The sequence below is a fragment of the Pseudomonas putida genome (genome assembly GCF_028682635.1).
Lineage (GTDB): Bacteria > Pseudomonadota > Gammaproteobacteria > Pseudomonadales > Pseudomonadaceae > Aquipseudomonas > Aquipseudomonas putida_AE.
The window spans coordinates 279,749-293,169 of record NZ_JANHLK010000005.1; the positions used below are offsets into that span (position 1 = coordinate 279,749).

Genomic DNA, 13,421 nt, shown 5'->3' on the forward strand with positions numbered 1-13,421 from the left:
TGTGCCAACGGGGAGAGGGGCGGTTTAGAGGGGTTTAGGGGAGTTGATGAGCGGAAATCCGCTCATGAAAGGCTGGGCTTGAGCGGAAAACTGCTTAGGTCCTGGCAGGTGTGTTGCCTGAACTGGTCTCTTCGCGGGCAAGCCCGCTCCCACAGTGGCGGGTGTCGTACACAAAATTCGCGACCGGCTCGGTCATTGTGGGAGCGGGCTTGCTCGCGAAGAGGCCTGCACAGTCACTACAAAAACATCTCCCGGCTCAATCCATGCCGCTGCATCTTTTCATTGAAAGTCCGGCGCGGCAGTTGCAGCTCTTCGAGCACCGCTTTCACATCGCCCTTGTGCCGGGTCAACGCTGCGCGCAGGCACTGCGCTTCAAACGCCTCCTGCTGCGCCGCCAGTGACTGCCCAGGCTCGATGCCCGCCGGCACGGGCTCGCCAAGCCCCAACACCTGGCGCTCGGCCACGTTCGCCAGCTCACGCACATTGCCCGGCCAGTCGTGACTCAGCAGATGACTCAACTGCGGCCCGCTCAACGGCGCAAAGGAGCGACCCAGGCGTTCGGCGGCACTCCGGGCAAAGGCCTCGTACAACAATGGAATATCTTCGCGGCGATCGCGCAACGGCGGCAGGCGCAGCTCGGCGACGTTCAAGCGGTAAGCCAGGTCCTCGCGAAAACGTCCGGCCCGCGCTTCCTCCAGCAAGTCCGGTTTGGTCGCGGCAATGATCCGCAGATCCACGCGAATGCTCTGGTTCGAACCCAATCGCTCGAGTTTTTGCTCCTGCAGCACCCGCAACAATTTCACCTGCTGCGCCAGGGGCATGCTTTCGATTTCATCGAGAAACAGCGTGCCGCCATCGGCGTATTCGAGCTTGCCGATGCGCTTGCCCTGGGCGCCGGTGAATGCGCCGCTTTCATGGCCGAACAGTTCGGCTTCGAACAGTTGTTCGGGGATGGCCGCGCAGTTCAAGGCGACGAAGGGTTTGTCGGCGCGCGGGCCGAAGTCGTGCAGGCAACGGGCAACCAGCTCCTTGCCACTGCCGGTTTCGCCGCGGATCAACACGTTGACCGGCAGCGCCGCCAGGTCGAGCACCTGCCGGCGCAAAGTCTGCAAGCCACGGGAGACGCCAAGCAAGGTGGCGTCAAGTTTGGCGCGGTTGTCGGCCTGTTCGTGCAGGGCACGGTTTTCCAGGACCAGCCGGCGCTTGTCCAGCGCCCGGCGCAAGCTGCCGAGCAGGGTTTCGGGGCTGAAGGGTTTTTCCAGGAAGTCGTAGGCGCCATCGCGCATCGCGTCGACAGCCATCGGCACGTCGCCGTGGCCCGTCAGCAGAATCACCGGCAAGTCGGCATCGCGGCGCTGTACTTCGGCCAGCAGTTCCAGGCCGCTCATGCCGGGCATGCGCACGTCGCTGAGAATCACCCCGGGAAAATGCCTGGGCAACTGCGCCAGGCACTCGTCGGCGCGGCTGAACAGCTGCACCTCGAAACCCGACAGGCTCAGCCATTGCTCGACGGCGCTGCGAATGCTGCTTTCGTCGTCGACCACCATCACTGAATTCAGCATGGGTCTTGAGCCTCCGCGTCGATGGGCAGGGTGAGGGTGAACACCGCGCCGTTGTCGTGATTATCAGCGCTCAGGCGTCCGCCCGATTCGTGAACGATGGCGAAGGATACGGCCAGACCGATGCCCAGGCCATCACCCACCGGTTTGGTGGTGAAAAACGGGTCGAACACTTTCGCCAGGTTTTCCTCGGCGATGCCACTGCCGTTGTCGATGACGCTCAGGCGCCACAATTGTTCGTCGGCTTCGAGGCGGATTTCCAGGCGTTTGCAGGGTTTGTCCTGCATCGCATCCAGGGCATTGCGCAGCAAGTTGATCAGTACCTGTTCCAGGCGAATCGCATCGCCCCGCACCCAGGCCGGGCGCGTCAGGTGCAGCACGGTGCTGACCTGTTCATCGCGCAGACGCGTGTCGAGCAGCTCAAGGGACTGGTCCACCACCGCTGCCAGGTCCAGGCGTTCGCGCAAGCCACTGGGGCTTTTGCGGGCAAAAGTCTTCAGGTGGCCGGTGAGGGCGGCCATGCGCGTGAGCATGTCATCCACCGGCTTGAGCGCCCTGTAGGCGTCGTCGACGCGACCGTGATCCAGTAACAGGCGCAAGGTCGCCAGCTGCATGCGCTGGGCGGTCAACGGCTGGTTGATCTCGTGGGCGAGGGCGGCGGACATCTGCCCGAGGGCCGCGAGCTTGGCCGATTGCACCAGGCCTTCCTGGGCGGTGCGCAGGTCGCGGGTACGCTCTTCTACCAGCTGTTCGAGTTCTTCGCGGCTGCGTTGGCGCAGCTTGGCCAGGCGCCAGCGCTGGGTGAGAAACAGCAGCAAAAACACCAGCGTCAGCCAGATACCCGCCGCAGCGAGCGCGGCGTTGCGGCTGTCTTCGAAGGCAACCTGCGGGCGGCGCAGCAGGTGCAGGGTCCAGCCTTCGGCGGCCAGCGGCAGGGATTCCCACAAGTAATCGGCAGGGCCGTCGGGGCCATCGACCCGTGCCAGGTCGCTGTTCTCGTCGAAGCGGCGCAATGATTGGTATTGAAGCGGCGTCAGCGGCTGCTTGTCGTATTGGCGGGTGATCTTGAGTTCGGCGTGATCGCTGTCGCTCAGCGGTTTCAGGTACCGATAGCGCCAGCCCGACTGGTTGGCGATGAAGATAATCCCGCGGGCATCGCTGACCAGCAGGGTGTCGCTACCCTGGCGCCATTCGCGTTCCAGCTCGGGAAACTCCAGTTTCACCACCATGGCCCCGAGGAACTGGCCATCGTCGTTGGTTACGGCGCTGGAGAGGAAATAGCCAGGAATGCCACTGGTGACCCCAACGGCGTAAAAACGCCCGGTGCCCTGGGTGCGGGTCTGGCTGAAGTAGGGACGAAAACCGTAGTTGTGGCCGACGTAGCTGCTGGGCAAGCGCCAGTTGCTCGCCGCCACGGCCAGGCCCGTGCGATCCAGCAGCTCCAGGGTCGAGGATTCGGCGGCGCCGTTGATTTTTTCCAGTTTGCGGTTCAATTCCTGCGCCAGCTCGGGGCTCACCGGGCCTTTGAGTGCGTCGCGCAACTGCGGGTCGAGTGCCAGCACCGAGGGCAGGGCGCGGTAGCGTTCGATCAGGGTGTGCAGGGAAGTGGCGTAAAGCGCCAGTTGCTGATTGGCACGGGCTGCGTCATCGACCAATGACTGGCGCACCGTTTGACGAACGGCCAGGGTCGCGGCGAGGGCGGCGCCGGCGATGATCAACAGGGTATACAGCGCCAGGCGCAAAGGGCGAGAGGACTCAAACATGCTGGGCATTACACAGGTGTACGGAGGGGGCGCACGATAACATGGCGCTCTTCGGTATTCCCACGCCTTGTGCAGGTAATAAAAAAGGCGACAGGGGTTGAATCCCCTGTCGCCTTTTTCAGACAGCCGAAGCGCTTACTGCACTTCTACCGCCAGGCTTTCACTGATCTTTTGCTGCCAGATGGCAGGACCGGTGATGTGTACGGACTCGCCCTTGCTGTCGACCGCAACGGTCACCGGCATGTCTTTCACGTCGAACTCGTAGATCGCTTCCATGCCCAGTTCGGCGAAAGCGACAACACGGGATTTCTTGATCGCTTGCGCTACCAGGTAAGCCGCGCCGCCCACTGCCATCAGGTAAACGGCCTTGTGGTCCTTGATCGCGTCGATAGCGGTCGGGCCGCGCTCGGATTTGCCGATCATGCCCAGCAGGCCGGTTTGCTCGAGGATCTGACGGGTGAACTTGTCCATCCGCGTTGCGGTGGTCGGGCCAGCCGGGCCAACCACTTCTTCGCGCACCGGATCGACCGGGCCGACGTAATAGATGAAGCGACCCTTGAGGTCCACCGGCAGGGTTTCACCTTTGTTCAGCATCTCGACCATGCGCTTGTGCGCTGCGTCGCGACCGGTGAGCATCTTGCCGTTGAGCAGGACGGTTTCGCCCGGCTTCCAGCTCTGCACTTCTTCCGGGGTCAGGGTGTCGAGGTTGACGCGACGGGCCGACGGGCCGGCTTCCCAGACGATTTCCGGGTAGGCGTCCAGCGGTGGCGCTTCCAGCGAAGCCGGGCCGGAACCGTCGAGCACGAAGTGGGCGTGACGGGTGGCGGCGCAGTTCGGGATCATGCACACCGGCAGCGAGGCGGCGTGGGTCGGGTAATCCATGATCTTCACGTCGAGCACGGTGGTCAGGCCACCGAGGCCCTGGGCGCCGATGCCCAGCTGGTTGACCTTCTCGAACAGCTCCAGGCGCATTTCTTCAATGCGGTTCTGCGGGCCACGGGCCTTCAGCTCGTGGATGTCGATGGATTCCATCAACACTTCTTTCGCCATGACAGCGGCTTTCTCGGCGGTGCCGCCGATGCCGATGCCGAGCATGCCCGGTGGGCACCAGCCGGCGCCCATGGTCGGAACGGTCTTGAGCACCCAGTCGACGATCGAGTCGGACGGGTTGAGCATGGCCATTTTCGACTTGTTCTCGGAACCGCCGCCCTTGGCCGCCACGTCCACTTCCACGGTATTACCCGGAACGATGGAGTAGTGGATAACGGCCGGGGTGTTGTCCTTGGTGTTCTTGCGAGCACCCGCCGGGTCGGCGAGGATCGAAGCACGCAGGACGTTTTCCGGCAGGTTGTAGGCGCGACGCACGCCTTCGTTGATCATGTCGTCCAGGCCCATGGTGGCGCCATCCCAACGCACGTCCATGCCCACGCGGACAAATACGGTCACGATGCCGGTGTCCTGGCAAATCGGACGGTGGCCGGTGGCGCACATGCGCGAGTTGATCAGGATCTGCGCCATCGAATCACGGGCTGCTGGCGATTCTTCGCGCAGGTAGGCTTCGTGCATCGCCTGGATGAAATCCACGGGGTGGTAGTAGGAAATGAACTGCAGGGCGTCGGCAACGCTCTGAATCAGGTCGTCTTGCTTGATCACGGTCATGAGTCGCGCTCCTCTAAAAGACGGGAACATTCAATAAGGTGCTTGCAGCTTGGGTGCATCGGTCGGTTGCAAGCACCTTTCAAGGCACGCCGGGGCTGCTGGCGCGACGCTAAAAAGGCGCGGCAGTATAACGCGCCTTGCTGGCGGGTACACGCGCCGGTGGTCAAACCTTGGTCGCATGGTCGATCCCGATCCCCGAATCGGGTCAGCCCGAAAATTGAATGGTCATTTATCGGCCGCACCACTAAAGTGGTTATCGGTCTGTAGAGTAGGACGCTCTGTCAGTCTCCTTTCATAGGGTGAGTCAACGGTTGACCCATAACGCCATCCAGCGCCTGTTACTCAAACGGTTTGCCCTCGCGGCCGGCACTTATGCCCTGGCTTTGTTGCTGCTGTGGCTGGCGTTTTTCACCGGCCATTACGATGAACCGCTGGCCAATGTCGCCGTTGGCAGCGCTCTGGTGGTCATCAGCCAGGCGGCGTTGTTCGTGGTGTTCTACAGCGGCTGCAACCTGCGTTTTTCCGACCCCAGCCTGACCGAGGCGCAGGTGCTGCTGGGGCTAGGCTGGCAAACCTGGCTGATTGCCAATCTGGATGAGTCCCGCGGCGCGTTCCTGGTGTTCTACGTGCTGATTCTGCTGTTCGGGCTATTTCATCTGTCGCGCCGTGCATTTGCGCGGTGCGCGCTGCTGGTGTTTTTCAGTTTCAGCGCGATCACCCTGTGGGAGGGCTACCACTTTCAGCTGGCCGATCCGGCGTTGGCCGTGTTGCAGGTGTGCATACTGTTTATCGTGCTGGTCTGGCTGGAACTGTACGCCCGCTACGTCCAGGCCTCGCGCCTGCGCATGCGTCAACGCCGCTTCGCCCTGCAGGCGCACCAGGACACTTTGCGCGGGATGATGCGTCAGCTCGAGGACCTGGTGGCCACCGACGAGTTGACCGGATTGTTCAATCGCCGGCATTTCCTGCGCCTGGCTTCGCGCGAACTCAAAGCCATGGACGCCGGCGTCGTGCATGGCCTGGCGCTGATCGACCTCGATCACTTCAAGCGAATCAACGACATTTATGGTCATGCGGCTGGGGATCAGGTGCTGCAGGCGTTTGCCGGCGTGGCGTCGGCCTGCCTGCGCGACGGCGATGTCCTGGCACGCTATGGTGGAGAAGAGTTCGTGGTGTTGCTGCCCGATTGCGATGCCGAGCGCTTGACCGCCTGTTGCGAGCGGCTGCGCCTCGCCTTCATCGATGTCGAGTTGATCGGCTTGAAGGTCGGTAGTCTCAGCCTGTCCGCGGGCATGACCCTGCTGGACATGGGCGATGATCTTGACGAAGCCTTGCAGCGGGCGGACCAGGCGCTGTATCGCGCCAAGCGTGACGGCCGCAATCGTTGCGCGGCGGCGTGGGAAAACGTCGATGCCTGAATTACGCGTGGGCGATCGCCAATGGTCGGTGGCAACCGGCGCCAATCTGCTTGATGCCCTGAATCAGAACGGCGTGCCGGTACCCTACAGCTGCCGCGCCGGCAGTTGTCATGCCTGCCTGGTGCAGTGTGTGCAAGGATTACCGAGCGACAGCCGCCCCGATGCCCTGAGCGCAGAGCAGCGCCAGCAAGGCTGGCGCCTGGCCTGCCAGTGTCAGGTGGTCGAGGACTTGCAGGTGCACACCTTCGACCCGCAAGAGGATGGCCGTCCGGCCGAGGTCGCTGCGGCCGATTGGTTGAGCAGTAGCGTTTTGCGCCTGCGCCTGGCGCCACAACGCCCGTTGCGCTACAGCGCCGGGCAGCATCTGGTGTTGTGGGCGGGCAACGTCGCACGGCCGTATTCCTTGGCCAGCCTGCCGGAAGAGGACCGTTTTCTCGAGTTTCACCTCGATTGTCGCCAGTCGGGGGAATTCAGCGATTTAGCCCGTCAGCTGAACATCGGCGACCCGATCCGTCTCGGCGAGTTGCGCGGCGGAGCCTTGCATTACGACCCGGACTGGCACGACCGACCGCTGTGGCTGATGGCGGCCGGCACCGGGTTGGGACCGTTGTTCGGCGTCTTGCGAGAAGCCTTGCGCCAGGATCATCGGGGCGCCATTCGGGTCATCCACCTGGCCCATGATGCCAACGAGCATTATCTGGCCAAACCTCTGCAAGCCATGGCCGCCAGCCGTCCGAACCTCAGCATCGAGCTGTGGACACCGACCGAGTTGCCCGCGGCTTTGGCGCAACTGCGGCTTGTTTCGCGACAAACCCAGGCCTTGCTCTGCGGATCCCCCGACAGCGTCGATGCCTTTGCCCGGCGCCTGTACCTGGCGGGGCTGCCACGCAACCAACTGCTGGCCGACGTCTTCCTGCCCCGCGGTTGAGCGCTGATTTTTCAGATGCGAGACCTTCCATGCCCGATGCCATCCAGATTGAACGCGACCGCGGCCTGCTGACGCTACGACTGAACCGCCCTGACAAGCTTCTTCGCGGGTAAGCCCGCTCCCACACGGGCCGGTGTTGTTCACAAATCATGTGACCACCACAAAAACCTGTGGGAGCGGGCTTGCCCGCGATGAGGCCTCCCCAGGCAACACATCTTGCAGATCCAAAACAAAAAAGCCCCGCCATTCAAATGGCGGGGCTTTTTTCCAGCAACCGATCACTCAGACCTGCGGGTCGCCAACGTGCCGTGTGGTGCTGCTATTCCTGGTTCGTGTTCAGTACGCGTGCTATCAAGGTCCGATCCGGGATGGCGACAGTTTCGCGGATGAGCAACACGTTCCCATCCTTTTGCAGGGCCATTGTGGTGCTGAACCCAAAACTGGTGTCTTGAGGTACATACACCAAACCCTTCCCGTTGCCAAAGCCGGGATCCAGGGTTCCGTCATTCTGGTAGCGAGCCACCATTAATGAGTGAAGGCCCGCATTCGGTATCAACTTCCCGGCCACGATGATTTTCTCTTGGACTATACCAACATCATGGAATCTGATAGCGCCTCTCTCTGTGTCGGATTGATAAAGAATTTTTCCACCATTGAATTTTTGGTCGAGTTGACCCTCTTTGGTGAAACAAGCCAATACACCCTGGGCAGGCGATAACGTCGAGCCAGCAGCGAGAATACTGTCTTCGGCGTATTGAGTGAGTCTATCGAACGTCGCTTCCGGGACGAGTGCAAACCCATTTTCAGCAAAGGTCTGATCGAGAGTGCCATCGTCATTCAGACGAGCAAGCATGCCGTAGTGCTGGGAGCTATCGCGTTTATAGAGCGATCCGCACACGGTGATTTTTCCGTTCTGCACGAAGATGTCGTTGATGGTGGTATTAGCCCAGTATCCATGAGCAACGGCGACATAACCGGTTTTGTTGAAGCTGAGGTCCAGCGAGCCGTCAGCGTTGAGCCGGGTGATTATGCCGATGTCGGCGATCAAGCCTGCCATGTAAACGTGTTTGGCAAGGTAGATTTTTCCATTGGCTACCGTGCTGATCCCTGAGGCGCCGATGTCGCTTGATGCCTGCGATGTGGGCATTTGTTCCGGGCTATCGGAAAGGGGTGCAGGCAGTATTACCTTTAGCAGGCCATTCTCGCCAAACGTTTCATCCAGCCGCCCGTTGATGTGAAGGCGAATGAGTACATTAATGTCGTTGGTATTGTCGACAGCGCAAAGGAGGATTTTTGTTTCAGTCCCGTCCTCGAGAAAATGTATCTGTTGCATTCGTACTCCAAGTTGAGGAGTAAAACGCTGGATGACGATTCCTTTGTTACCGAACGCTTCGTTTATAGCCCCGTTCTTGTGCAGGCAAACCACGGCTGGAGTGAATTCGCGAATATTGTTACTTGGCTCTATTGATGCGGTGACATAAAGGTTGTCGTCAGGGCCTACAACAATACATTGGGCTATAGTGGACCTGGCACCAGGGATAAGCACAGACACCCTACCTTCAAGACCAAACCGTGGATCGAGATCACCGTCGGCGGTGGTCAGCGTTGTGTATTGGCTCATCGTTCTATTCCTTTAATGGGGTGAGTTGTCCGTCGACAAGGGCTGCCAATGACGAGCCCGCAACAGCCTGGCGCGAGAAAGCCTTGATGGCAGCGATAGCCGCGGTTGACCGGATCGATTAAAGGGGCTGGGCAAGAGGGCTGTCTACTGTCAGATCTGACAGGTGAGGGGCAGTGAAATCGTCTATCTGACTATTTTTTAAACGAAAAAAGCCCCGCCATTCACATGGCAGGGCTTTTGTTTTTCAGGGCATCAGTCCTTTTGCTACTGCGCGGATGACTACAGTTTCTTCTTTAAATTCCACCGCAAAAAAGGCCTTGTTGTCTTTAATGGCTGAAGAATACAAACCAATGTTTACCGCTTCTTTATAGTCAAGCCAGCCCACCCCGTTGTTATAGTCCTTGTCATGAACGCCGTTGTAAAAGAAACGCGAGATAGCGTAATGACTTTCTTTGCGATATCTTTCTAAAAGTCCGGTAGTCAGAAAGCTTCCGTCAGGCAGGAAGTCAGCAGTGTACAAATACGTACTGGATGAATTTATGTTCATAAATACCGGTTTTCCACCGTTGAACTGGATATTGTTCGAACCGTCAGCTTCCAGACTCATTAAAAATCCGGAGATCGCAGTGTCGTGTCTTGAATGCCTTGAACCTGTGCACAGAATGCGATTGTTGGGTTGTTTTACTATATTGGCAACCTCCCGGTAATAGAGTGGGTCTTCATCTTCCATAACCAGAAATCCGTCTCGTTGAAAGGATTTATCCAGTTTGCCGTCTTTGCTGTGTTTTACTAGAACAACTGCTTCAGGGGGATTGAAGTAACCTGTTTTGACGTGGCCGGCACTGATGTAGTTGCCCGCATCGTCGACGATCAGGCTACTCAGTTGCAAGAAGTTAAACATGTCATGTCTGACACGGACAAAACCCGATTCATTGAATGAAAGGTCAAGTTCCCCGCTTGGAGTCAAGCAGATGATCCAGGCATCAATCGAGGCGAAGGTGCCAGAATAATGAAGCAATATGATGCGATCGTCGGTAATTGGCGAAGCTTCGCGCGCGTAGGGCGCAAGCTTATTCAGAGAATCGGATGAAACACATCTTGCCTTTTCGATTTCCAGACATTTTTCGTTGTACGCGGATACGGCGTGTAAATCAGCAGTCGTTTTAGGAACCGGGATAATGACTTTTCCTTGTTCGCCAAATTCTTCATCAATGGTGCCATTGGGTAGAAAACGAACGGCGGCCTTTTCCCGCTCACTCACGCCGCCTACACGGTAAAACAGCGTTCCCGTCAGCAGAACTCTGCCATTCACAAATGCAATCTGTTCGGCGTAGAAGCTGGAGCTAGCGGATCCGTAAAAAAAATCGTAGAAGAAACCTTGTTTGCCAAAGCTGGTGTCGACAGAGCCAGCTTCATTCAGACGTGTCAGCGCGTAGAGCATTCCGTTGACATCATCATATAGAACTCCCGCGATGTAGATCATATCGTCAGGACCTACAGCGACAACCCGTGAGGACCAGTTTGGGAAATCGGGGTTTGGTGAACGGAGGAAGGCCAAGCCGTTTTCACCAAAAATGGGGTCCAGTTCGCCTGATAAAGTCGAAGAATGTATTTGCTCCGTGGTCATTGCACTTTCCCTTGATGTAATGGGCGAGTGCCTTTGCACTCGCATCCTCTGCCCGTTCCGCAAAAACAGAACGGTGCTGCTGCTCTCTATGAGACGGGGGCGGGGGAAAATGAACAACTATCAGAATTGACAGGTTTGTCGATTATTTTGAGATACAAAAGCTTTCTGATGGCGAAGTTTCAGGCACAAAAAAGCCCCGCCATTCACATGGCAGGGCTTTTGGTTTTCAGCGTGTCACTCAGACCATTGGATCGCCAACGTGCAGGATCTTCATGCCATTGGTGCCGCCGGTGGTGTGGTAACTGTCGCCCTTGGTCAGGATGACCCAGTCGCCTTTCTGTACGACGCCGCGCTTGACCAGCTCGTCGATCGCCTTCTGGCTGACTTCGTTCGGCGCCAGCGAAGCCGGGTCGAACGGGATGGTGTACACGCCACGGAACATCGCCGCGCGGGCCTGGGCTTCGCGGTGTGGGGTGAACGCGTAGATCGGCACCGAGGAACGGATACGTGACATGATCAGCGGGGTGTAGCCACTTTCGGTCAGGGCGATGATCGCTTTGACGCCCGGGAAGTGGTTGGCGGTGTACATGGTCGCCAGCGCAATGCTCTCGTCGCAGCGGGTAAATTCCTTGCCGATGCGGTGGCTGGAGGTCTTGCTGGTCGGGTGCTTTTCAGCGCCGACGCAGATGCGCGCCATCGCCTGCACGGCTTCCAGCGGGTACAGGCCGGCAGCACTTTCGGCCGAGAGCATCACGGCGTCGGTGTAGTCGAGCACGGCGTTGGCTACGTCGGACACTTCGGCGCGGGTCGGCATCGGGTTCTGGATCATCGACTCCATCATCTGGGTCGCCACGATCACGGCCTTGTTGTGGCGGCGTGCGTGCAGAATGATCTTCTTCTGGATGCCCACCAGCTCGGCGTCGCCGATTTCCACACCGAGGTCGCCACGGGCCACCATCACGGCGTCGGACGCCTTGATCAGGCCGTCGAGGGTTTCGTCGTCGGCCACGGCTTCGGCGCGTTCGATCTTCGCCACCAGCCAGGCAGTGCCGCCGGCTTCGTCGCGCAGTTGACGGGCGTATTCCATGTCCGCGGCGTCACGCGGGAAGGACACCGCGAGGTAGTCGACTTCCATTTCCGCGGCGAGCTTGATGTCAGCCTTGTCTTTTTCAGTCAGGGCCGGAGCGGTCAGGCCGCCACCGCGACGGTTGATGCCCTTGTGGTCGGACAGCGGGCCGCCGATGGTCACGGTGCAGTTCAGTTCGGTGCCTGTGGCGGTGTCGACGCGCATCACTACGCGACCGTCGTCGAGCAACAGTTCGTCGCCCACGCCGCAGTCCTTGACCAGGTCCGGGTAGTCGATGCCGACCACTTGCTGGTTGCCTTCGGTCAGGGGATGGCTGGTGGAGAAGGTGAATTGATCACCGATCTTCAGCTCGATCTTCTTGTTGGCGAATTTGGCGATACGGATTTTCGGGCCTTGCAGGTCGCCCAGCAGGGCAACGAAACGACCGTGCTTGGCTGCCAGGTCACGCACCAGCTTCGCGCGAGCCTTGTGCTCGTCGGGGGTGCCGTGGGAGAAGTTCAGGCGGGCGACGTCCAGGCCAGCCAGGATCAGTTGTTCGAGGACTTCCGGCGAGTTACTGGCCGGGCCAAGGGTGGCGACGATTTTGGTACGACGGACGGACATGCAAAGACTCCTGAGTTCAAGCGCTGAGTGAGGCTACTATGCTCTTGGGGTGTAGTCATTGTTCATGTGCACTACTTATTCGTTTGTTTATTGAACCGGACACTTTTGCTGACCGGTCGCCTGAAGATTTTCGCCCATGGGTCGATACAGAGCTCAAGTCAGGAGAACTCCCATGCGATTCGTGCTCATAGCCGTCCTTGCCCTCAGTGTCGTGGGCTGCACCCGTTGGTCGATGAACCATCATTTGAACCTTGCCTACAGCGCCTATGACCGGGGCAATTGCGAGCAGGTAACGCTCGAGCTGTCCAAGGTCGAACGCGCCAGCCGCGCGCGGCCTTATGTGTGGCCGGAAGTGTCGATGCTGCGCGGTCTGTGCCTGGAACGGCAGAAGCTGTTTGTCGATGCGGCGCAAACCTACCAGTTCATCATCGCGTCGTACCCGCAAAGCGAATACGCCTACCGCGCCCAGGCGCGCCTGGAAACCTTGCAGGCGCTGGGTCACTATCCGCTGCGCAGTGCGGCGGCGGTGCGTCCTACCCGCTTCTGATTACGTTACCCATTCAGCGCTGGCTCAGCGACGACGGTGAGCTATAGTCGAATAAAGCGGTTTGAAAGCCTTGCCTTCAAACCGACGTAACACCCGTGATCGGCAGGAGTAAGCGGCAGCGGTTCATGGACTGTCGCACCAGGAGCGGGGAGAGCGCGCCCATGTCTGATTCAACCGCAGGCAGGCCCGTTCCGAAGCATTAGTGCGGCCCTGCTTAAGGGCCTTGCTGGGCGAATTGCGCATGTTCACTGACCGCCGTATCGAGCGGCATCAACTGCCGTATTTTCTGAGAGTGTTCAACAGCGTCACCGACAAGCCGATCGGCTTTCTGGGCAACGTCTCCGCAGACGGGCTGATGCTCGTCAGTCAGTTGCCGATGATGATCGGTGCCGATTTCGGTTTGCGCCTGAAAATCCCCGCGAGCGACGGGGGTATGCAAGTCATCGATTTGCAGGCGTGTTGCCTGTGGTGCCACGAGGACGCAACGCCCCACCATTACGACGCTGGGTTCAGCCTGCAACGGGCACCGCCGGAGTATGGCCAGTTGGTGCAGGCATTGAAGCGATACTTCAGTTTTCAGCCGTTGCCGGCTTCGGCCTGATACAGCAA

10 protein-coding genes are annotated in these 13,421 nt (G+C 59.3%); 4 read left to right on the plus strand and 6 right to left on the minus strand.

The features are described 5' to 3' along the window. Positions 1-236 precede the first annotated feature (236 nt). The 3 genes from NPS56_RS08910 to NPS56_RS08920 all read right to left on the minus strand — a co-directional run bounded on the left by NPS56_RS08910 (position 237) and on the right by NPS56_RS08920 (position 4,981). On the minus strand, positions 237-1,562 hold the full coding sequence (locus tag NPS56_RS08910) for a sigma-54-dependent transcriptional regulator (RefSeq protein ID WP_274074328.1): 1,326 nt from the start codon (positions 1,560-1,562) through the stop codon (positions 237-239). Beyond that, a complete protein-coding gene (locus NPS56_RS08915) occupies positions 1,556-3,322 on the minus strand; it encodes a sensor histidine kinase (RefSeq protein ID WP_274074329.1) in 1,767 nt (588 codons plus the stop codon). Before NPS56_RS08915 ends, NPS56_RS08910 begins: the two co-directional genes overlap by 7 nt. A 135-nt stretch (positions 3,323-3,457) precedes the next feature. Beyond that, entirely contained in the window at positions 3,458-4,981 is a 1,524-nt protein-coding gene (locus tag NPS56_RS08920; RefSeq protein WP_008061943.1) for a fumarate hydratase, read from the minus strand. Positions 4,982-5,292: 311 nt separating this feature from the next. Between NPS56_RS08920 and NPS56_RS08925 the strand changes: the two genes are divergently transcribed. Both NPS56_RS08925 and NPS56_RS08930 read left to right on the plus strand, forming a co-directional pair. Further along, complete coding sequence (locus tag NPS56_RS08925; RefSeq protein WP_274074330.1) at positions 5,293-6,399, plus strand: GGDEF domain-containing protein; 1,107 nt, start codon at positions 5,293-5,295, stop codon at positions 6,397-6,399. Further along, positions 6,392-7,327, plus strand: a complete 936-nt coding sequence (locus tag NPS56_RS08930) for an iron-sulfur-binding ferredoxin reductase (RefSeq protein ID WP_274074331.1) — start codon at positions 6,392-6,394, stop codon at positions 7,325-7,327. The genes NPS56_RS08925 and NPS56_RS08930 overlap by 8 nt, the downstream gene beginning before the upstream one ends. A gap of 319 nt (positions 7,328-7,646) precedes the next feature. Here NPS56_RS08930 and NPS56_RS08935 read toward each other — a convergent pair whose 3' ends face one another. The 3 genes from NPS56_RS08935 to pyk form a co-directional block, all read right to left on the minus strand. Next, positions 7,647-8,948 carry a hypothetical protein gene (locus NPS56_RS08935; protein ID WP_274074332.1) on the minus strand — a complete coding sequence of 434 codons (1,302 nt, stop codon included), beginning with the start codon at positions 8,946-8,948 and terminating at the stop codon, positions 7,647-7,649. A gap of 244 nt (positions 8,949-9,192) precedes the next feature. Continuing rightward, on the minus strand, positions 9,193-10,575 hold the full coding sequence (locus NPS56_RS08940) for a hypothetical protein (protein ID WP_274074333.1): 1,383 nt from the start codon (positions 10,573-10,575) through the stop codon (positions 9,193-9,195). Between the two features lie 238 nt (positions 10,576-10,813). After that, positions 10,814-12,265, minus strand: a complete 1,452-nt coding sequence (gene pyk / locus NPS56_RS08945) for a pyruvate kinase (RefSeq protein ID WP_274074334.1) — start codon at positions 12,263-12,265, stop codon at positions 10,814-10,816. Positions 12,266-12,437: 172 nt separating this feature from the next. Here pyk and NPS56_RS08950 point away from each other — a divergent pair, with 172 nt between their 5' ends. Together NPS56_RS08950 and NPS56_RS08955 are read left to right on the plus strand one after the other, a co-directional pair. Beyond that, on the plus strand, positions 12,438-12,812 hold the full coding sequence (locus NPS56_RS08950) for a tetratricopeptide repeat protein (RefSeq protein ID WP_274074335.1): 375 nt from the start codon (positions 12,438-12,440) through the stop codon (positions 12,810-12,812). 241 nt (positions 12,813-13,053) lie between these two features. Then, complete coding sequence (locus NPS56_RS08955; RefSeq protein WP_274074336.1) at positions 13,054-13,413, plus strand: PilZ domain-containing protein; 360 nt, start codon at positions 13,054-13,056, stop codon at positions 13,411-13,413. Positions 13,414-13,421: the final 8 nt, after the last annotated feature.

Excerpts from the sequence above, each read along its gene's own strand:
- NPS56_RS08915 (WP_274074329.1), bottom strand. The coding sequence starts at position 3,322 with ATGTTTGAGTCCTCTCGCCCTTTGCGCCTGGCGCTGTATACCCTGTTG.
- NPS56_RS08940 (WP_274074333.1), bottom strand. The coding sequence starts at position 10,575 with ATGACCACGGAGCAAATACATTCTTCGACTTTATCAGGCGAACTGGAC.
- NPS56_RS08935 (WP_274074332.1), bottom strand. The coding sequence starts at position 8,948 with ATGAGCCAATACACAACGCTGACCACCGCCGACGGTGATCTCGATCCA.
- NPS56_RS08920 (WP_008061943.1), bottom strand. The coding sequence starts at position 4,981 with ATGACCGTGATCAAGCAAGACGACCTGATTCAGAGCGTTGCCGACGCC.
- pyk (WP_274074334.1), bottom strand. The coding sequence starts at position 12,265 with ATGTCCGTCCGTCGTACCAAAATCGTCGCCACCCTTGGCCCGGCCAGT.
- NPS56_RS08955 (WP_274074336.1), top strand. The coding sequence starts at position 13,054 with ATGTTCACTGACCGCCGTATCGAGCGGCATCAACTGCCGTATTTTCTG.
- NPS56_RS08930 (WP_274074331.1), top strand. The coding sequence starts at position 6,392 with ATGCCTGAATTACGCGTGGGCGATCGCCAATGGTCGGTGGCAACCGGC.
- NPS56_RS08950 (WP_274074335.1), top strand. The coding sequence starts at position 12,438 with ATGCGATTCGTGCTCATAGCCGTCCTTGCCCTCAGTGTCGTGGGCTGC.
- NPS56_RS08910 (WP_274074328.1), bottom strand. The coding sequence starts at position 1,562 with ATGCTGAATTCAGTGATGGTGGTCGACGACGAAAGCAGCATTCGCAGC.